The organism is Streptomyces sp. TE5632, from assembly GCF_054061295.1.
Genome location: NZ_JBSSEA010000001.1, coordinates 275,715 through 293,119, shown reverse-complemented (window position 1 = coordinate 293,119; position 17,405 = coordinate 275,715). Strand labels below are relative to the sequence as shown.

Annotated in this window: 24 protein-coding genes; 21 read left to right on the top strand and 3 right to left on the bottom strand. The window is 69.9% G+C overall.

The genetic code is table 11. The features are described from left to right. Positions 1-41: 41 nt before the first annotated feature. From ACVW19_RS01395 to ACVW19_RS01345, 11 genes are all read left to right on the top strand, one after another. Complete coding sequence (locus ACVW19_RS01395) at positions 42-227, top strand: hypothetical protein (RefSeq protein WP_457455769.1); 186 nt, start codon at positions 42-44, stop codon at positions 225-227. Positions 228-271: 44 nt separating this feature from the next. Next, positions 272-784, top strand: coding sequence for a hypothetical protein (locus tag ACVW19_RS01390; RefSeq protein ID WP_457455767.1), 513 nt, complete (start codon positions 272-274; stop codon positions 782-784). Positions 785-932: 148 nt separating this feature from the next. Beyond that, entirely contained in the window at positions 933-1,283 is a 351-nt protein-coding gene (locus ACVW19_RS01385; RefSeq protein WP_457455765.1) for a hypothetical protein, read from the top strand. 137 nt (positions 1,284-1,420) lie between these two features. After that, complete coding sequence (locus tag ACVW19_RS01380) at positions 1,421-1,909, top strand: hypothetical protein (protein WP_457455763.1); 489 nt, start codon at positions 1,421-1,423, stop codon at positions 1,907-1,909. Positions 1,910-1,943: 34 nt separating this feature from the next. Next, positions 1,944-2,879 (top strand): hypothetical protein, encoded by a 936-nt coding sequence (locus ACVW19_RS01375; protein WP_457455761.1) that lies wholly within the window; start codon positions 1,944-1,946, stop codon positions 2,877-2,879. Between the two features lie 148 nt (positions 2,880-3,027). Further along, on the top strand, positions 3,028-3,633 hold the full coding sequence (locus ACVW19_RS01370) for a hypothetical protein (protein ID WP_457455759.1): 606 nt from the start codon (positions 3,028-3,030) through the stop codon (positions 3,631-3,633). Positions 3,634-3,756: 123 nt separating this feature from the next. Beyond that, on the top strand, positions 3,757-4,068 hold the full coding sequence (locus ACVW19_RS01365; protein WP_457455757.1) for a hypothetical protein: 312 nt from the start codon (positions 3,757-3,759) through the stop codon (positions 4,066-4,068). 76 nt (positions 4,069-4,144) lie between these two features. Beyond that, a complete protein-coding gene (locus ACVW19_RS01360; protein WP_457455755.1) occupies positions 4,145-4,906 on the top strand; it encodes a mucin-2 in 762 nt (253 codons plus the stop codon). 167 nt (positions 4,907-5,073) lie between these two features. After that, complete coding sequence (locus ACVW19_RS01355; protein ID WP_457455753.1) at positions 5,074-5,391, top strand: hypothetical protein; 318 nt, start codon at positions 5,074-5,076, stop codon at positions 5,389-5,391. 87 nt (positions 5,392-5,478) lie between these two features. Next, positions 5,479-6,012, top strand: a complete 534-nt coding sequence (locus ACVW19_RS01350; protein WP_457455752.1) for a hypothetical protein — start codon at positions 5,479-5,481, stop codon at positions 6,010-6,012. Positions 6,013-6,089: 77 nt separating this feature from the next. Next, a complete protein-coding gene (locus tag ACVW19_RS01345; RefSeq protein ID WP_457455750.1) occupies positions 6,090-6,617 on the top strand; it encodes a hypothetical protein in 528 nt (175 codons plus the stop codon). Between the two features lie 241 nt (positions 6,618-6,858). Here ACVW19_RS01345 and ACVW19_RS01340 read toward each other — a convergent pair whose 3' ends face one another. The 3 genes from ACVW19_RS01340 to ACVW19_RS01330 form a co-directional block, all read right to left on the bottom strand. Continuing rightward, on the bottom strand, positions 6,859-7,995 hold the full coding sequence (locus tag ACVW19_RS01340) for a helix-turn-helix domain-containing protein (RefSeq protein ID WP_457456049.1): 1,137 nt from the start codon (positions 7,993-7,995) through the stop codon (positions 6,859-6,861). Beyond that, complete coding sequence (locus ACVW19_RS01335) at positions 7,988-8,605, bottom strand: hypothetical protein (protein WP_457455748.1); 618 nt, start codon at positions 8,603-8,605, stop codon at positions 7,988-7,990. Before ACVW19_RS01335 ends, ACVW19_RS01340 begins: the two co-directional genes overlap by 8 nt. A gap of 103 nt (positions 8,606-8,708) precedes the next feature. Next, positions 8,709-9,434 (bottom strand): hypothetical protein, encoded by a 726-nt coding sequence (locus ACVW19_RS01330; protein WP_457455746.1) that lies wholly within the window; start codon positions 9,432-9,434, stop codon positions 8,709-8,711. 75 nt (positions 9,435-9,509) lie between these two features. Between ACVW19_RS01330 and ACVW19_RS01325 the strand changes: the two genes are divergently transcribed. The 10 genes from ACVW19_RS01325 (at position 9,510) to ACVW19_RS01280 (ending at position 17,333) form a co-directional block, all read left to right on the top strand. Beyond that, on the top strand, positions 9,510-9,971 hold the full coding sequence (locus tag ACVW19_RS01325) for a DUF6884 domain-containing protein (protein WP_457456047.1): 462 nt from the start codon (positions 9,510-9,512) through the stop codon (positions 9,969-9,971). A 133-nt stretch (positions 9,972-10,104) separates the two neighbouring features. Then, positions 10,105-10,362: a hypothetical protein gene (locus ACVW19_RS01320; RefSeq protein WP_457455745.1), complete on the top strand. Its 258-nt coding sequence runs from the start codon at positions 10,105-10,107 to the stop codon at positions 10,360-10,362. A gap of 56 nt (positions 10,363-10,418) precedes the next feature. Then, positions 10,419-13,103, top strand: coding sequence for a DUF3560 domain-containing protein (locus ACVW19_RS01315; RefSeq protein WP_457455743.1), 2,685 nt, complete (start codon positions 10,419-10,421; stop codon positions 13,101-13,103). Between the two features lie 114 nt (positions 13,104-13,217). Further along, complete coding sequence (locus tag ACVW19_RS01310) at positions 13,218-13,874, top strand: hypothetical protein (protein WP_457455741.1); 657 nt, start codon at positions 13,218-13,220, stop codon at positions 13,872-13,874. A gap of 153 nt (positions 13,875-14,027) precedes the next feature. Further along, the gene (locus tag ACVW19_RS01305; protein ID WP_457455739.1) at positions 14,028-14,297 is read left to right on the top strand and encodes a hypothetical protein; all 270 of its coding nucleotides are present in this window, start codon (positions 14,028-14,030) and stop codon (positions 14,295-14,297) included. 247 nt (positions 14,298-14,544) lie between these two features. Next, entirely contained in the window at positions 14,545-14,817 is a 273-nt protein-coding gene (locus ACVW19_RS01300; RefSeq protein WP_457455738.1) for a hypothetical protein, read from the top strand. A gap of 156 nt (positions 14,818-14,973) precedes the next feature. Further along, positions 14,974-15,336: a hypothetical protein gene (locus ACVW19_RS01295; protein WP_457455736.1), complete on the top strand. Its 363-nt coding sequence runs from the start codon at positions 14,974-14,976 to the stop codon at positions 15,334-15,336. A 152-nt stretch (positions 15,337-15,488) separates the two neighbouring features. After that, on the top strand, positions 15,489-16,010 hold the full coding sequence (locus tag ACVW19_RS01290; protein WP_457455734.1) for a hypothetical protein: 522 nt from the start codon (positions 15,489-15,491) through the stop codon (positions 16,008-16,010). A 64-nt stretch (positions 16,011-16,074) separates the two neighbouring features. Next, positions 16,075-16,281, top strand: coding sequence for a hypothetical protein (locus tag ACVW19_RS01285; RefSeq protein ID WP_457455732.1), 207 nt, complete (start codon positions 16,075-16,077; stop codon positions 16,279-16,281). A 38-nt stretch (positions 16,282-16,319) separates the two neighbouring features. Next, entirely contained in the window at positions 16,320-17,333 is a 1,014-nt protein-coding gene (locus ACVW19_RS01280; protein WP_457455731.1) for a DUF3560 domain-containing protein, read from the top strand. The last annotated feature ends 72 nt before the right edge of the window (positions 17,334-17,405 follow it).

Here is a 17,405-nt window from a genome sequence, read left to right as displayed (position 1 = left end):
TGAGCTACGACAAACCACCACAAGACCCCAGGGAGAAACCGATGAGCGTTCCCACCATCGCGGCCACCGTCACCGTCCCGGCCGTGCGGATCACCCAGCCGCTGCCGGAGCTGCCCGCCCTCGGCGTCTGCGACTGCGGGCGCGAGCTGGTGTGCCTCACCGACAGCAGCGACGCCGTCTTCTGCGAGTGCTGCGACTTGGGAATCTCGTCGGCCGGCCGCCGCTGACCGGCCCCGCCCCGACCCGCCCGTCCGAAGGAGAGGCAACCGCCATGTACCAGGTCACCATCGAGCACCCCGCCATCGACGACCGCGCCTACACCGCCAACGGTCCCGGCGAGCTGCGAGACATCGTCTGGGGCGTCGCCCGCGCGCAGGGCAAGCCCGTCACCGACGACCTCGCGATGATCGCCGAGGTCGGCGCCCTCCGCTCCGCCTGCGACATCAAGGGTGAGGGCGTGCTCAAGGTCCACGCCATCACCGTGACGGTCACGGACGCCGACCCCGCCGCCTTCGAGTGTGAGGGGCACCAGGGCGAGGACAGCGTGCTCCTCGGCGGCCCGGAGCGCTGTGACGGCCGGTGCCGCACCCCCCGCCCTCGGTTCCTCAAGGCGCAGCTGTTCGACCTGGCCTGTGCGCTCGACGACGCCGAGCTGGAGGAGGCGGGCGGCTGCGGCGCCTGCGGCCTGGAGGCCGGCCAGATGTGCGCGGCCTGCGGGAAGTGCAACTGCGACCGCCACGACGCGTGCGTCCGCCCCGCCGAGGGCGAGCCCGCCCAGGGCTGACGGTCGACGAAGGCCCCGCCTGCGACTAGGGGCGGGCCCTCTCTTGACCCCACCTTGACCAAATCAACCGGGATAACGCGGATAACTCCGAGCTATTTGGTCAACGATGAATGCACGACACACCACCTCCCACCAGCAAGGAGTCGCCATGGACGCCACGCCGGACACCCGGTGCACGAAATGCGGCAGGCGGCTCCGCAACTACTCGCCCGACGGCATGGGTCCGAAGTGCCGGGCCAAGGTCCGCAGGGCGGGCCGCTCCGGGCAGCTCGCCCAGTACAAGCCGTACCTGGTCGACAAGGCCGTCGAGCTGCTGGAGCAGGGCGGCGTTATCCCTCTCCGCGACACCCGCAAGAACCTCGTCTACCTGACCGTCAGCAGCGACGGCCTGCAGGCGTACCGGACGGCGCGGGCGGCGTGCACGTGCCCCGCCGGCCTGCGGGCCACCTACATGTGCGCCCACCGCATCGCCGTCCACATCCTCGCCCTCGCCAGCTGAAAGGAGCCCCACATGGCCACACGCATCACCCGCTGCGAGGACTGCGGCGACCAGATCGAGATCGACGACGACGGCTTCCGCACCCTCTGCGGATGCGACGTCGCCGAATAGCCCACCGACCCACAGAAGGGACCGTCATGACCACCACCGCACCCGGCATGGACCTGCTGCACCACCTGCACCTGGTCGCGCCCGACTGGCCGAACCTGCCCGCCGAGACCGAGTTCGTGCCCGACCGCATCCCGGTCCCGGCCGACGAATGGCCGGACCTCGACCTGACCTGGCAGGACATCCGGCCGACCATCCTGCACCCCGACCGCTACCTCGGCGCCCGCACCGACAGCCTCCTCCACGCCGACGGCGCCCCCGCGCCGGTCGCGCTTGTGAGCTGGGCGCCCACCCCGGGAGCCCGCTACGGCCACGGCTGGCTGTGGCGCTGCGAGGTCCACGTCATCACCGCCGCGGTTGGTGAGGACGGCTTCAACTACGACTGCCCGGCCACCAGCCGGTCCACCACCCGCGACGGCGCCCGGGACGCGGCCGCCGCGCACATCAAGACCGACCACCCCGACGCGGCCGTGCCCTACCTCGGCCGCCGCCAGCACGCCTACCGGCGCTGGATCTGACCCCCCTCCCCACCCACCCACCGAAGGGACAGTCATGACCGAGAGCACCGCCACCGAGGCCACCGCCACCGAGGCCGTCGCCCGCCGCCTGCGCCTCCTCGCCGACATCGTCGAGCGGAAGGCCGTTCACCCCGAGCCCTCGTACATCGACCACCTGGCCGCCGACCTCCGCTTCGCGGCCCTCACCGCGACGACCCACCCGATCGAGGACGGCCGCCGGCTGCCCGCCGAGACGCTGGAGGTTCTGCAGGGGGCCCGCGACCTGATGACCGCCCGCGACTTCCACCTCTCGCCCGAGGTCCTCGGATACGCCACAGCCCCGGCCCTGGGCGGCATGCCGGGCATGAAGCCGCTGGGCGCCGTCAGTAAGAAGCTCGCCAGCGACGACTTCGAGCTCCAGAAGTGGCGAAACACGGTGCTGTACCGGCCGCACCTCGACGACCCCAGCGACGAGCGGGTCACCTGGGCGCTCGCCGCACTCGCCGAGATCCACTACAAGCACGAGCGCCTGGCCGTCGCCGTCGCCGCCAGCAACGACCTCCCCCACAACCGGGGCAAGACGCCGTACCACCTGACCGTCCTGCACGGCTACGCCCGCAGGGCCGCAGCCCGCGCCCGCACCCACGAGGGCGGCAAGCTCATCGCCGCGCTCGCCGAGTTCGGCATCCCCGCCTTCCTCGCCCAGGACCGCGGCGTCACCCACCTCCTGGTCGCCGTCGACTGCACCACCGACGAGGCCAAGGCGCACGCCAGCCCGCGCGTCCTCATCTCCTCCGGCGAGCACGCCACGCGGCCCGCCGACGAGCACGACGAGCCCTGGGCGGGCTACCTGTACGACAGCGACGGCGAGCACACCGACCCGGTGTTCACCGCCCCCTCCGGGCTCGGCCTCGACGAGGAGTGCGCCGAGGCCGCGCTGCGCCTGGCCCGCTGGCTGGACGCCCACGGCGACCGCCACGCCCGCATCTGACCTGCGCACACTTGCCGAATCCTTGACCAAATAAGCCGGTATAGCGAGGTTAACCGGGTGGCATAGGTCAAGGATGAAGGTACGGCACACCACCACACAGGGCCCGGCCACAGACCGGGCCGGGCCCGCCCCCGAAGGAGTCGCCACCGTGTTCACCGAGACCGTCGAGAGTCCCGACAGCACCAGCACCGGCACCGTCAGCGAGCCCCGCGCCCTGCTCCTCCTGCGCCGGGCCAACAGGCGCGGATACGCGATCCAGCCCCTGCGCGACGGAGGGGCCGCCGTCCGGTACCGCATGGCATCCTCCGGGCGGCCCAAGCTGTTCGTGCACACCTTCACCCCGACCGTCCCGGCCGGCGACCTCACCGACGCGGACAGGCTCAACCTCCACACGATCGACGAGGTGAAGGCCGCCCGCTTCACCGGCACCGACGGCGCCCGCGCCATCGCGGCCGGCATGTACGAGATCCCGCCGGCCCGAGCCGGACAGCTCGCCGGCCGGGGCCTCCTCGCCGCAGAGCAGGATGGCAGTCTCCGCCTGACCCTCCCGGCCCGCCTCGCCCTCGTGGCGGCCGCGCACGGGCGCGTGGACTCCAGCGACCGCACCACCGTGCGGTGCTCGTGCGGGCTCACCGTCCAATGCAAGAACGCCGAGCGGGCCGATGTCCGCCGGCTCAGCCACCTCGCGGCGGTCGCCGCCGACTTCCTCGACTCCCTCAGCACCGCCTTCACCGCCGCGGTCGCCGCCGTCTGACCAGGGGCTTTCCTGGCGCCCTCTTGACCAAATTTATCGGGGTAACGAGGTTACCCTGATAGGTTCGGACAATGAATGAAGGTGTCACCACCTCCCACACCCCCACAGGACAGGAGCAGCAGCGTGAACGCCGACATCTTCAACCGGATCGCCATCGAGGGCACCGGCGGCTACAACTACCCCATCCGGCTCGCCAGCGACCAGATCATCACCGTCACGGCCGTGGCCTCCGCCGAGACCGTCGGGGTCTACCTGCCCGACACCATCCAGACCCCCAACAGCGGCGGCTGGGGACTGGAGGACCCCGTGGAGCTGTGGCTCACCTCCGACGACCAGCCCATGGCGGGACGCCTCTTCTGCGACGTCCCCGCGACCGACGTCCTCACCCTCATCCGGGCGCACGGCGGCGAGCACGCCGACCAGAACATCGACTGACCCACCCCCGGCCGGGCGCCCCCGACGGGCGCCCGGCCCCCCTCCCACACCACCCCAGAAGAAGGAGCAGAACCCCATGCGTAACTACGCCATCGCCCAGAACATCGGCGGCCGTGGAGAGCAGTGCGACGCGGCCGTCGTGCGCACCGCCCCCGACGGCACCCGGGCCTACGTGCTGCTGGACGGCATCGGCACCTCCCAGGAGGTGCGCGAGTGGACCAGCCGGGCGGCCGTACGGCTCGCCGGGCGGGCCGCCCGCGCCGGCGACGCCGAGACCGCGCTGCGCTCCCTCTACCGGGAGTTCGCCGCCGACCCGGACCGTCAGGACCCCTACCTGCGGCGCTACATGCCGGGCGCCGCCGCCATCGTCGCCGTCACCGCTCCCGGCAAGCCGCTCGCCATCGCGTGGGCCGGTGACTCCCGCGCCTACATCCTGCGGCGCGGCATCGCATGGCGGCTGACCGACGACCACAACAAGCGCCGCGTCTACCCGCCGACCGCGTTCTCCAGGGGCGGCAACCGTCACGAGATCACCTCCTACCTCGGTAGCGCGGCCACCGACGAGAAGCGGCTGGCCTACTACGACCACCCGGCGATCGAGGCGGTAACGAGGCGGCTCCAGGAAGGTGACCGGCTCGTCCTCGCCTCCGACGGCGCCTACGAGCCGCACGAGGACGCAGGGCACGACCTGGTCGTCGAACTCGGCTACGAGCCCCCGGCGACCCTCGTGTGCGACTTCGTGCGCCTGGCGGTGAACACCGCCCGCGCGGCCCTCCCGCAGAGCGAGCACTGCTACGTGGACAACGCCACGGTGCTCGTCGCCGACCTGACCCCCTGACCGCACCGCCCGGACGCCGTCCGGGCATCCCGCTCGACGGCGGCTGACCTGGGCATACTTGCCGATTCATTGACCAAATCCACCTGCGTAACGAGGTTATCCCGGATGAATTTGGTCAATGAAGAGGATGTCACCACCTACCAACCCCCACGGAACGGAGCGCCAGCATGGCCACCAACCTCCTCACCCAGTACGTCAGCAACGGCACGGACGGCGCCCCCCGGCGGATCCGCCTGACCGACGGCCACCGCATCAACATCGTGGCCGTGCCCACCTCCCCGTTCCGCATCGACGAGGTCTACCTCTTCCCCGGCCTGGAGGTGCCCGCAGACGGCACCTGGGAGGAGTGCGCCAGCCTGGAGATCGCGGACCCCACGGGCGACAGCGGCGGCAAGGGCTGGCTCTACTTCGACGTCCCCGTGGCCGACGTCCACACGCTCATCGAGGCGCACGGCGGCGAGCACCCCGACCAGAACACCCGCTGACACCCCATCCGGACGGCGTCCGGACGGTGTCCGCCCAGCTCGGCGGCCACCGTCCGGACGCCCCCTCACCCACCCGGAAAGGCAGCCATGCACACCACCGAGACCGTCATCCGGGCCGTATACGCCACCGCGGCCACCTACCTCCCCGACACCGGCCAGCAGGCCGCGCCCCGCCACCTCTTCCGCGCGCTCGACGACGCGATCGAACGCCGGTACGCGGACGAGATGCTGAGCCCCCGCGAGATCCGCAAGCTCCGCGAGGCCTGCGCCGAGCGGCTCGGCTGGTCGACCAGGTGGACGCAGCGCACCCTCGCCGACGAGTTGCGGGACCTTTCCCTCGAAGGGCTCGACCTCGCCGAGCTGATCGGTATCCGCTACGCCAACGCCGCCGGCCGGATCTGGTGCCACGGCGCCTACAGCGCGTCCCACGTCCTCTCCTGGCTCCCGAGGCCGATCGCGACCGGACTGTCCCACTCCGGGCGGCCCTGGGTGAACCTCTGGACGGTGGACGACTGGCGGCTGAACCCCACCATCCTGCGCGCCAGGGGCGGCGGCGCGGACACCATCCGGACGCCTCGTCCGGACGATGTCCGCGCAGCTCAGGCCGCGCTCATCAGCTAGCGCGAGCCCGCCGTGCGGACAGCGTCCGGACACCGTCCGGACGCACCCTTACCTCACCTCCCCACGGAAGGACCAGCATGATCCGCAAGCACCTGGAGACGCCGGAGCGCTACGGCGGCGAGCCCCTCTACGGCAACCTGCCCGCTGACTACAGCCAGAGGGAGCGGCCGTTCACCGTGACCGTCATCGGGCCCGAGCGGCACGACTGCACCGGCCGCAGCGGCAGCGCCACCCGGTACGTGCTCGACGCCTGCTCGACCGAGAAAGCGTGGGCGGCAGCGCTCGCCTGGCACATCGCGGCCGAGGAGACGCCCGACTGCATGGTGGTCGCCGACGAGTCGTACGAGGGCATGCCCCGGGGCCGCCACGAACTCAGCTGCACCGACCTGGGCCCCGAGCACAACCGGCGGCGCGGCCTCGACGACCTCGCCGACGAAGCCACCGAACTGGTCAAGCGGTTCGACGACGAGACCGCCGCATACATGGACGACAACGGCGAGACGCGGCCCGAGAAGCGGCCGGCGTACGAGACGGCCGTATCCAACCGCCGGTTCGAAGGCTGGGGCCTGGTGCGCAGGCTGTCCGCTCTCGACGGCCGCGACTGAAAGGGGGCAGCGTTCATGAGCGCCACCCGTCTCGTCGTCATCATTGGAGTATGCGCGGGTTCCGAGAGGGGTCTGCTGCGAACATCGGCGCATCTCAGCAGGTCAACGGCCTACCTAGCGGCCTCTTGGTGATCTTCAGGAATCTGCGAACAACTCATGGAATCTGCTCGTGACTCCAGTGATCTGCGTGCTCGTGGCAGATTCTGAAACCCGCGTCCGGTCGCTTGTCCAGCGATAAACTCTAAGCGCGCTGCAAGTCCTGACGTCGATCACGCAAACTGACCACTTCACCGCTATGCGGACTGTCAGAACGCATGGAAATTTCGGGCGTAAGCGACCGCATAAGAACGGGATGCAGACCGAGCTCTTCTGCAGCGTGACGCAGCGACGGCGATGCGCCGAATCGGCGCTTCATCATCATGCGCATGAGAGCCGGTTGCTCCGGATGGACGGTAACGGGTTCCCGAGACCTCCACTGGTTGGTGGCCATCTGCCGGTAGAGGCTGGAACGACGAGTGCTGTCAATGAGACCTAGCCCAAACGCCCTCTCGATCAACGCCTGCATGGAAATGCCCCAGTTGGACTTCAGGACAGCCAGGTTCCGAAGAGTGAAGTTCCCGCTAAGGGCCTCACGGGCTTGCTCTTCAGGGATGAGGAAGGCGCCAGCAAACCTGTGCGCTTCTGCCTCTGCTTGCTTTGTCGAGATAGTGCGACGAGCCGGATGCAGCACAAGGTGACCCAACTCGTGGGCGACAGTGAAGCGTTGACGATCTCCTGCATCCGAGCCGAAATAGGCGATCAGCTGCGGATCGGATACCCCTCGCCAGCATGAGACGCCGGAATGCCCGATGGCCACGTCCTCCTGTTCGCCAGTGCCGTCAACGAGCACCAGGGGAACGACGGGGATCCCGGCGCGTTCGCAGGTCCGAATGACGTGCTTCAGGATGCCATCGCGGGCAACGCCGAGAGCATCCCGGGTCTCCGCTGCCAGCGTTTCGATAGTCGCTTCGTCAATCTCACCTTCCGCACGTGGCAGCGGGAGGCGCCGCATGCGCGTCTCTACGATGAGTTGGGAGGCTACGCGATACGCCTCTCGCGCTGTCGCTTTGACTCGATCAACCTCCTTGGCTGACGCACTGGCCTTCTTGCGGAAGTGAAGTGTGTCCGTTGGGAGATCGTCTGGGTCCACCAGGAAGAAGCTATACGGAGTGCCTGTGGCGCGTGCGACTGCCAGTAGAGTCTCCTCACTGGCAGTCTTGTCCCCCCTTTCGATCCCGGAGATCATCGACTGCGTCACTCCGGCGATGCTCTCAAGTTCCTTCTGGGTCAAGCCCATAAGCATGCGAAGCGTGCGCAGTCGCGCACCGGTATCAAGCACTTTTTTCTCTACTTTCTTCTTGCGCTTCGTCGTCTTCGAACAGGAAACCCAGGTCGATCTCTTCGTCGCTTGAGATGAACTCAAGGTTGGAAAGATCCTCCGCGCTGCGTGGCAGGAGCAAGTCGTAGTCCGACGTTGAGACCGCGCCAGCTTTGAACGACCTTGTCGGGCGGACGACGCGGATGATTACCTCACCCTTCGCGTCGACGTCCCACACCGCCAGGAGTTGACTCGCCTCTACTCCGATGAGATCAGGCGCCGGGTTTCGATAGAAGTTTATGCGAGCTCGGTTTTTTCCCGGTGGTGGCACGGAATCACCGAACGGTGAACGGTGGAGCAGGCGAATAGACATCGCATTTCGCGACAAATGGATACGCCCGCTTCCTCGACGGGAAGGGGTCCAGCCGGCGAGGTCCTGTCTCAGTAGGTGGGCCAGTGCGTGGTCTCGCGTCAGATCTGTGCGGCCCTTGAGGAAGCGCCGGCCTGTCATCTGGTGTCGATCGTAGTGATCGTCCGCGTTCAACCGGCCCTGCGTCAAGGCCTCGTGAAGCGGTGCGGCGAGAGGCGTGATGGCCTCCGTGATTAACCGTGCGTCCTCAGGTCTGAGCATGGCTGTGATTTTATTACCAAGATTCTCAGACTTGCAAGCTTGCGGTGCCGCGGCCATCCCTGGCGGTGCGTCAACGGTCAGGTCGGCGTGGCGAACATGGTGGTCAGCACTGTCGGATCAGCTTGGCCGAGTAGTGAACGAACGACCGGACCTGCAGGAGGACCTCGTCGCATTGATCTCTAACGTCAGCCATCTTGCGGCCCCGGCGTGTGGTCATCCCCCTGCCGCTGGGGTCGACGAGGTCCAGCTCGTGGGCGACCTCGTTCCGGGCGGCGAAGAACGGTCCTAGCTTCGCGATCACGGTATCCGTTATGTCGGTGGGGGCGATCCCCAGGGCGTCCCTGACTTTTCGCAGGTCTGATACCTGTTGCAGGCTCGATCCGGTCAACGCGTCAACGTAGGACTCGATCAGCCGGCTTCTCGGGTCTCGGTCGATCAGAGCGCTTCTGATGTGCTTCGGGGTCTTTACCCCGTTCAGCTGTTCGTTCACGAATGCCTTGAACCTGCCCTCGGCGTCCGTGTTGCCGTTGACGAGCACGGGAAGCGCGTCGCGCAGGAGTCGGCGGAGACACGCGTCCAGTCCCGAGGAGCTGAAGACGAGCGCTGCCCGCAGCTGATCGGTCTGATCGTGGGACAGTCGACCTCGCGGGCCACTTTCCTCCGCGGACTTCAGTCGGAGGATATGGAGGGTGTCGAACAGTCCCGAAACGCTTGCATGAGCACCAACCAGGTAGTTCCAGGCTCCCTGCGCCTCAGGCGGGCAGCTTCGCGGACGGTTGCCGAGAGGAGTCAGTTCCAACTTGACGATCTTGCTGTTACCTGATGCCACCTGGCTCCCCCTCGAATCACACCTCACCCAGCAGGGCATTCCTAACACGGCGCAACCCGAACGGCGTCAGCTCCTATAGACGACGAAACGCGTGGGTTCCCGCGCGAGCGCGCCTCAGAATCTGCGAACCCGTGCGCTTCCCCGTGGGCGGCCCGCAAGCTGGGGCACCCGGCGCCGGCTGGTGAGCTGTATGTCGGCAGCTACCCCCTGGCCTGCCGGGCAGCGGCCGACCAGCTCACGACCAGCGGCGGCACCGTCCTCATCCTCTCCGGCCGGTACGGCTTGGTCCCTCCCTCGAGGGTCCTCCAGCCGTACGACACCCGCATCGGCGACGCCCGCAGCGTCAGCCCCGACAAGCTGCGCGAGCAGGCCGGTGAGCTCGGCGTCGATCAGGCGCAGGACGTCACCGTCCTCGCCGGTCGCGTGTACGCCGAAGCCTGCCGGGTCGTTTGGCCTCACGCGCGGACGCCGCTGGTCGGCATGGGCATCGGCCGCCAGCTTCAGCGGCTGGCCGGCATCCGTGACGGCCGAGGCTGACCCCCGGGCTCCGTCGCTGACCTGGGCATACTTGCCGATTCATTGACCAAATCAATCGGTACTTCGAGGTTAACCGGGGTGGTTTGGTCAATGAAGAGGATGTCACCAACCACTCCAACCCCAGGGAGTCAGCATGGACCAGGCCACCATCACCGCCATCTTCGCCGCGGCCGCCGGCGCCACCGGCTGGAAGCGCAACAGCCTCGGCCTCCAGGCCAAGGTCAGCCACGGCGGCTTCACCTGGACCGTCCGCGCTCCCCAGGACGCAGGCAAGGCCTACATCGCGGGCAGCAGCGGCTACGGCGGCGAGACCAGCGAGTACATCGAGGCCACCTGGCCCGAGACGATCCGGATCGTGGACGCCGCGATGGCCGCCACCCGCATCCACTGACCACCCGGCCCGGCCCCCTCGGGGGCCGGGCCGCCCGCATTCCCGAAGGAGGCTTCATGGCCGTCACCAAGACCGCCCACACCCCCACCATCGCCATCGCCCGCGCACTGCGCCGGCTCGACCTCAGCCAGGGCCGCGGCAAGGACTTCCGTGTTGAGGGCGAGTACAAGAACGGCGAGCGCGTCTGTACGTACGTGCTCGTCCTCACCCGGCACGCGAACGAAGTAGTCGCCGCGCACGCCGACGACATCGAGCGCTGGGTCGGCGAAGACGGCGGCTGGTCGTTCACCGTGAACGTCCGCTACAGCGACAAGGGCCACCCGCACTGCACGATCAGCAACGGGGCCATCGAGCGGGTCCGGGAGGAGCCGCCCGCCCCGCCCGCCGCCGAGCCCGAGCCGCAGCCGGAGGAGCCGGCCGGTGAGACGGCGGTCCTCGAGGAAACGGCGCAGCCGGAAGAGGGCGAGGAGCCCCCGGCCTCGAAGGGCTCGCTCACCATCAGCCACACCCGGGCGGAGGGCACGCTGCTCGACGGCTCCACCAAGGGCGACGGCGTGTACGAGATCGTTCGCCCGATCGGCTTCCGGTCGTTCCGCTCGCTCGGCATGCTCGGCATCCAGCGCTCCCGCGACCGGGAGGCCGACCGCTGGCGCATCGACCGCGCGGCTGCCGCACTGCGCGAGGCCGGGTGGGAGGTGACCATCGAGATCAACGAGGGCCGCCGGCGCAGCTTCGCGGAGGCTGAGGCGGAGCGGCTGGAGCGGGCCGACGGCCGCGCCGAGCGGTTCGGCGACCGCGCCGCCCGGGCCGCCAGCAACTCCGACGCCCGCCACAAGGCGGCGTTGAGCGCGCTGGACGGCATCGAGCCCGGCCAGCCGATCCTCGTCGGCCACCACAGCGAGCGCGGCCACCGCCGCGCCATCGCCCGCAGCGACAGCAATATGCGGAAGTCGATCGAGGAGCGCGGGAAGGCCGCCCACTACTCCCACCGCGCGGAGGCCGCCGAGAAGTACGAGGGGCGCCGCTACGACCCCAACCGCACCCGGCGGCGGCTGGAGAAGCTCGGCGCGGAGCTGCGCGAGCAGGAGCGCTACCGGGACGAGGAGAAGGCCGCGGGCCGGGACGCGGGCCGGTACGAGCGCCGGATCGAGGACCTGAACGAAGAGATCGCCGCCTGGGAGGAAGTGGTCGAGAAGGCCCGCCAGGACGGCGTGAAGCTGTGGGAGGCCGACGACTTCGCCCCCGGCGACTTCGCGATGTACGACAGGACGTGGTACCAGGCGCAGCGGGTCAACCCCAAGACGCTGTCGATCGCGTGGAACCTGCGGATCATGCCCAAGCAGGTGATGACGCTGGAGGACGCCACCGACGGCGGCAGCACCTGGACCATCGGCCTCGACTACACGAAGGTGGAGGCGCGGTGCCCGGAGGCGGCGATGCTCGCCTTCCTCGCCGACGGCAAGGTGCCCGGCACGAAGTCGGCATGGCAGGCCCACGAGGCGCAGCCCGCGAGCGAGGTCCGCGCAGCTCAGGCGGCGAAGCGGAAGCCGAAGAAGCGCAGCGACCCGAAGGTCCCGAAGAAGGTCAAGGTGGAGTGCCGGTGGGATGCCACCGAGGCGCGGCTGACGTTCCTCGACGGCAAGGGCCAGCCGCACAAGCTGCGCCAGCCGGTCACCATCCAGGCGCCCGAGGGGAAGAAGTACACCGAGGCGGTGTGGTCGCGGCCGCTGCTGGAGGAGGTCACCCGCTATCTGGCGGGGGAGGGCTTCCAGTACCGGGGGAGCAGGTGGAGCGGCGGCGTGGCTCACGGCATCGTCCACGCCATCGAGCCCGCCGAGGCCGCGCCCGAGCAACTGCAGCCGGACCAGGCCGAGCCGGCCGGTGAGCAGCCCGCACCCGAGCCGGAGCCCCCGGCCGAGGAGCCCGCGGCGGCCGACGCCGAGCAGGCGGCCGACGAGCAGCCGGAGGAGGCCGGGCCGGTCGACGAGCCCGCCCCGCCCGCCGAGGACCCGCAGGAGGAGCGGCTCCAGCGTCGGCAGGCCAAGGCGCTCCACTGGTCGGCCGGACACGCCGACCTCGCCGTCGCCGCGGCGGCCGGGCGGCTGTACTGGCGCACGGACGGCGAGCTGCGGGTGCAGGACCTCCCCGGCACCGCTGGCCGCGCCGTCTCGATCCACCGCCTGAGCCCGCTGGTGAAGGCCGGGTTCCTGACGGTCGGCAACGCCGACCAGCTCGGTCGGCGGCCCGTCCGGGTCACCGCCGACGGCCGCCGGGCGGTCATGGTGTGGAAGCGGTGGCGGCCGAAGCCGGTGGAGATGAACCGCGAGGAGGAATGCCAGAAGCTGCCGCCTCTCCTCGGAGGCGAGCAGGCCCGGCGGCTCGCCGAGCAGGCCGCCGCAGAGGAGGCGAAGCGGAAAGCGGCCAGCAAGGAGTTCCAGGAGGCGCACGCTCGGCTGATGGCCTGGGAAGACAGCCAGGATCGGATGTGGGCGGCCTGGGCCAAGGTCCACGACGTCCACTACCGGCTCCAGCGGCGGCCGGCCGGCTGGGTTCCGACGGAGGAAGAGATCGAGCGGCACCGCCTGGACCCGGAGGTGGTGGCCGAGCTGCGGGCGGACGCGGCCAGCCCGCAGCCGAAGCCGGTACTGCCGGACCTCAGGCAGCGGCCGCTGGAGGAGCTGCCGCCGCTGGCGGCAGACGAGAAGACGCCGGAGCAGCTTGGCCTGTTCGCCACCGCCTGACCGGCACACTTGACGATCTATTGACCAAATCAATCTGGATACCGAGGTTAACCGAGGCGGTTTGGTCAATGAAGAAGATGTCACCAACCACCACCAACCCCCACGGAGGGCACCATGCAGGACAAGATCATCGGCATCCTCACCACCCTCGCCGGAGAGCGCATCGAGAGCGAGATCAAGGCCCGCGAAGCCCTCGCCAGCGAGGCGGGCAACGCGGCTCAGGCCCTCACCCCCCAGGCCATCCGCAGGGCCATGAGGGCAGCGGCGGACGCCATGCCTTGGCGGATGCTGATGGAGGACCAGGAGTCCGAGAGCGAGGAGCAGGCATTCCTCCAGCTCCGCCAGCGCCTCACCAGCCAGCTCGTCAACACCATGTCCCCCTCGTCGAGCTGCGCCATCGTCAACGAAGAGGACCGGCTCAAGTGGGACGGCGTCCGCCGGTTCCTCCGAGACACCGAATACCTGGTCGAAGCCTTGAACGCCCCCCAGGGGCCCGCCGCGACCCCCGAGCCGCCGACCCCGGCCCGCCGCGCCACCCCCACCCCCGCGCAGCGCAAGGCCATGGAGCTGATCGCCAAGGGCGGCGTCCGGCGCACCCAGTTCGGCATGAAGGACCCGATCCGCATCTCCAGCGAGCACGGCCGGATCTACGCCGACACGCTCGACGTGCTGGAGCGCGAGGGCTGGGCCGAGGTCGACCCCTCCACGAGCCTCTTCCATGGCCAGGCGGTCAACCTGACCGACCTCGGCGCCTCCCACCTGCCCGCCTGACAGCGGCCGCCCCCGGCCCGGCCGCCAGCCGGGCCGGGGGGCCGGTTCCCTTGCCGATCCCTTGACCAAATCAATCTGCATTCCGAGGTTAACCAGGGTGGTTTGGTCAATGAAGAGGATGTTACCAACCACCCCAACCCCAGGGAGCCCGACATGGCCAGCATCCCCGAGACCACCCTGACCGCCATCTTCACCGCGGCCGCCGGCGCCACCAGCTGGAAGCGCACGACCCTCGGCCTCACCACCGAGATCACCCGCGGCTGCGACACCTGGGTCGTCCGCCTCCCCCCGGAGGGCGAGGGCGGGGCGTTCATTGATGGCTGCTACGGGTACGGCGGCAGCGAGAGCGCGTACGCCGAGGCCACCTGGTCCGAGACCATCCGGATCGTGGACGCCGCGCTGGCCGCCACCCGCCTCCACTGAACGCTCCCGGCCCGACCCTCTCGGGGCCGGGCCGCTTGCTCACGCCGTAGGGAGCCCTTCCGGCCGTCGCCCGGTCGCCCGCACCCCTCCCATTGCCCGTGCCCGCCCGCGCCGCCTGGGTCCCGCTGGTGACCTGGGCATACTTGCCGATCCCTTGACCAAATCAATCGGCAGTACGAGGTTACCCGAGGTGGTTTGGTCAATGAAGAAGATGTCACCAACCACCACAACCCCCAGGGAGCCCGACATGGCCACCATCACCCCCACCCTCCTCTCCGCCACCGAGCTGGCCGACGAGCTGGCCGGGCAGGCCATCGCCCTTCGCCCCCTCTTCGAGAGCGGCAACCCTGACACGGCCACCGGCTCCCTGGTCGTCCACGACGGCGTGTTCGCCATCGTCCGCGCCCTCCGCGCCGGCGAGATCGCCCCGGTGGTCGCGCAGGTGCGGCTCCTGGGTGTCAACCGGCGGGCCCGCCACTACTACATCCGCACCATCGTGGTTCCCCACTGCGTGGCCTGACAGCGGCCGGCTCCCCGGCCCGGCTGGCGGCCGGGCCGGGGGGCCGGAACCCCTGACGATCCTTTGACCAAATCCACCTGGATAGGGAGGGTAACCCGAGGGATCCGGAGCATGAAGAAGATGTCACCAACCACCACAAACCCCACGGAGGCAGCCATGAACGCCAACCTCGCCCAGATCCTCACCCACCGCGCCGACCTCGTCATCAACGCCGAGAAGGCCGCCCGCGCCACCCTCGCCGAGACGCTGGCCGACTTCACTCGGGAGGTCAGCCCCAGCGCGATGCGCAAGGTCGCGGAGGTCGCGGCGCGGGCGCTGCCCTACCGGGTGCTCCTCGAAGACGCCGAGACCGTCGGCTTCGAGAAGGCGCTCACCACCCTCCGCAAGCGGCTCATCAGCCAGCTCCTCACCCGCACCCCCGGCTCCAGCACCTGCCAGTTCACCAACGAGACCAACCGCCTGGAGGTCGAGGGCGTCCAGTCCTTCCTGGGTGACACCAGCGGCCTGGTCGAGGACTGACCGAACCGCCCCCGGCCCGGCCGCCAGCCGGGCCGGGGGCCGGTTCCCCTGACGATCCTTTGACCAAATCCGCCTGGATAGGGAGGGTAACCCAGAGAGTTCGGAGCATGAAGAAGATGTCACCAACCACCACAAACCCCGCGGAGGCAGCAATGAACGCCACCCCCACCACCCTCACCGCCGAAGACCTCGGCGAGGCCATCGGCAAGGTCGCAGCCTTCGCCGCCCTCTCCCTCCACGAGTCGTTCCCGCACCTCGGCCTCGGCGAGCTGGTCGAGACGTTCACCCGGCCCAGCGCGACCCGCATGATCGCCGCCCGCTTCACCGCCGGACTCGCTGAGGGCAAGGCCCCCGGCGAAGCGGCAGCCGCCGCCGGAACGGCCCTCATCCGGGAGTGGGCCGACGCCCGCCTCGCCGCCCGCGCCGAGCTCGACCAGCAGGGCCCGACGCCCCGCGACTGGGAGGTCTACTACCGGGACGCCGACAGCAGCCCGCAGGTCTCCAAGGGGCACACCACCCAGGCCGCCGCAGACGATGCGGCCGCCGGCCTGCGAGCCCGCGGCCTCACCGGCGTGAAGGTCGTCCCGGCCTTCGCCTCCCCGCGGGAAGCGCTCGGCTACCGCAACCGCCACGCGGCCCGCCGCGCCACCGCGAACGCCGGCCTGACCTCCTGACCCCCCCCGCTCACCGGCCCGGCGCCCGCCGGGCCGGTTCCCTCTCAACCCGGCAAGGAGACCCATGCCCGCCCGCTCGCCTGCCCGCCCCCCGGTCGGCTGCCCCGGCCCGAGCCGCGCCCACTGCGCCTACTGCGGCCGCCACAGCGTCCGCCCCGCCGGCCTCCTCACCAACGGAGACACCTACTGCTGCGGCGCGCCCGTCTGCCAGGGGGACCGCGGGGACTGCGTGGCCGACCTCGACGGCCACGAGAAGAGCTTCACCGCCTGACGACGCCCGCCGACCACACACCCAGGAGGAAACCCGGCATGGCAGACATCACGATCGAACACACGAGGGCCGAGGGGACGCTGATCCGCGGCTCGGAGCCCGGCGACGGCGTCTTGGAGCTGCTGAACCCGCACGGCTTCCGTTACGCCCGCACCGTCGGCCACATCTACCTGCGCGGCTCCCGGGACAGAGCGGCCGACATGCGCCGGATCCGAGGCGCACAGGCCGCTCTGGAGGCCCAACAGCACGCGGTCACCCTCTCCATCGACGAGACCGTACGGCGCCCCTTCCGGGAAGCCGAGCAGGAGCGCTACCAGCGGGCCGGCACGCGCGCCGAGCGGCTGGGCGCGCGAGCCGAACGCCTGCAGGAGTCCTCGGACGCGAAGTGGGCGAAGGGCCGACGCATCGCGGCGAGCTACATGGGCGAGCCGGTGAAGGTCGACCACTACTCGGCGAGCAGGCACCTGCGGGACCTGGAGCGGTCGCGGAAGATGTGCGGCCAGGCCGTGGCCGAGGAGGAAGAGGCCAACCGCTGCCGGGGCCTCGCGGACGCGGCCGCCACCTTCGAGGAAGGCCGCAAGGACGTCGGCACGACGCTGCGCCGGCTGGAGCGGCTGCGGGCCGACCGGGGCCGCATCGAGCGGCAGATGGAGGCCGCCGTCCAGCGGGCCGCGAGGAGCGAGCCGGTGGACCCCGAGGCGCTCGTCGACAGCCTCACCCGGCTGGACGCCGACCACCTCGACGTCTGCGAGCAGATCCGCGAGTGGGAGGCCCACATCGAGCAGGCCGAAGCCGAAGGCGCGAAGGTCTGGCAGCCGGAAGACTTCACACCGGGTGACTACTGCCAGACCGGAGGCCGCCTGTACCTGGTCCTCCGGGTCAACCCGAAGACGCTGACCGTCCCGAAGTCGGTGGACTTCCGGGCCCAGGTGTACAACCGCGAGAACCAGCTCGGCAACCGCACGAGCACCCTCCCGTACGACAAGGTCACCGGCCGGATGAGCGGCGAGGAGATGGCCGCCAAGCTGGCGGCGGAGGCCGTCACCGAGTAGCGGGCGCAAGGGGCCTGCCGACGCGGGCCCCTTGCCCCACCCTTGACCAAACTTCTCAGGTTATCGAGGTTA

Excerpts from the sequence above, each read along its gene's own strand:
- ACVW19_RS01395 (WP_457455769.1), top strand. The coding sequence starts at position 42 with ATGAGCGTTCCCACCATCGCGGCCACCGTCACCGTCCCGGCCGTGCGG.
- ACVW19_RS01390 (WP_457455767.1), top strand. The coding sequence starts at position 272 with ATGTACCAGGTCACCATCGAGCACCCCGCCATCGACGACCGCGCCTAC.
- ACVW19_RS01385 (WP_457455765.1), top strand. The coding sequence starts at position 933 with ATGGACGCCACGCCGGACACCCGGTGCACGAAATGCGGCAGGCGGCTC.
- ACVW19_RS01380 (WP_457455763.1), top strand. The coding sequence starts at position 1,421 with ATGACCACCACCGCACCCGGCATGGACCTGCTGCACCACCTGCACCTG.
- ACVW19_RS01375 (WP_457455761.1), top strand. The coding sequence starts at position 1,944 with ATGACCGAGAGCACCGCCACCGAGGCCACCGCCACCGAGGCCGTCGCC.
- ACVW19_RS01360 (WP_457455755.1), top strand. The coding sequence starts at position 4,145 with ATGCGTAACTACGCCATCGCCCAGAACATCGGCGGCCGTGGAGAGCAG.
- ACVW19_RS01355 (WP_457455753.1), top strand. The coding sequence starts at position 5,074 with ATGGCCACCAACCTCCTCACCCAGTACGTCAGCAACGGCACGGACGGC.
- ACVW19_RS01350 (WP_457455752.1), top strand. The coding sequence starts at position 5,479 with ATGCACACCACCGAGACCGTCATCCGGGCCGTATACGCCACCGCGGCC.
- ACVW19_RS01345 (WP_457455750.1), top strand. The coding sequence starts at position 6,090 with ATGATCCGCAAGCACCTGGAGACGCCGGAGCGCTACGGCGGCGAGCCC.
- ACVW19_RS01335 (WP_457455748.1), bottom strand. The coding sequence starts at position 8,605 with ATGCTCAGACCTGAGGACGCACGGTTAATCACGGAGGCCATCACGCCT.
- ACVW19_RS01320 (WP_457455745.1), top strand. The coding sequence starts at position 10,105 with ATGGACCAGGCCACCATCACCGCCATCTTCGCCGCGGCCGCCGGCGCC.
- ACVW19_RS01315 (WP_457455743.1), top strand. The coding sequence starts at position 10,419 with ATGGCCGTCACCAAGACCGCCCACACCCCCACCATCGCCATCGCCCGC.
- ACVW19_RS01310 (WP_457455741.1), top strand. The coding sequence starts at position 13,218 with ATGCAGGACAAGATCATCGGCATCCTCACCACCCTCGCCGGAGAGCGC.
- ACVW19_RS01305 (WP_457455739.1), top strand. The coding sequence starts at position 14,028 with ATGGCCAGCATCCCCGAGACCACCCTGACCGCCATCTTCACCGCGGCC.
- ACVW19_RS01300 (WP_457455738.1), top strand. The coding sequence starts at position 14,545 with ATGGCCACCATCACCCCCACCCTCCTCTCCGCCACCGAGCTGGCCGAC.
- ACVW19_RS01295 (WP_457455736.1), top strand. The coding sequence starts at position 14,974 with ATGAACGCCAACCTCGCCCAGATCCTCACCCACCGCGCCGACCTCGTC.
- ACVW19_RS01290 (WP_457455734.1), top strand. The coding sequence starts at position 15,489 with ATGAACGCCACCCCCACCACCCTCACCGCCGAAGACCTCGGCGAGGCC.
- ACVW19_RS01285 (WP_457455732.1), top strand. The coding sequence starts at position 16,075 with ATGCCCGCCCGCTCGCCTGCCCGCCCCCCGGTCGGCTGCCCCGGCCCG.
- ACVW19_RS01280 (WP_457455731.1), top strand. The coding sequence starts at position 16,320 with ATGGCAGACATCACGATCGAACACACGAGGGCCGAGGGGACGCTGATC.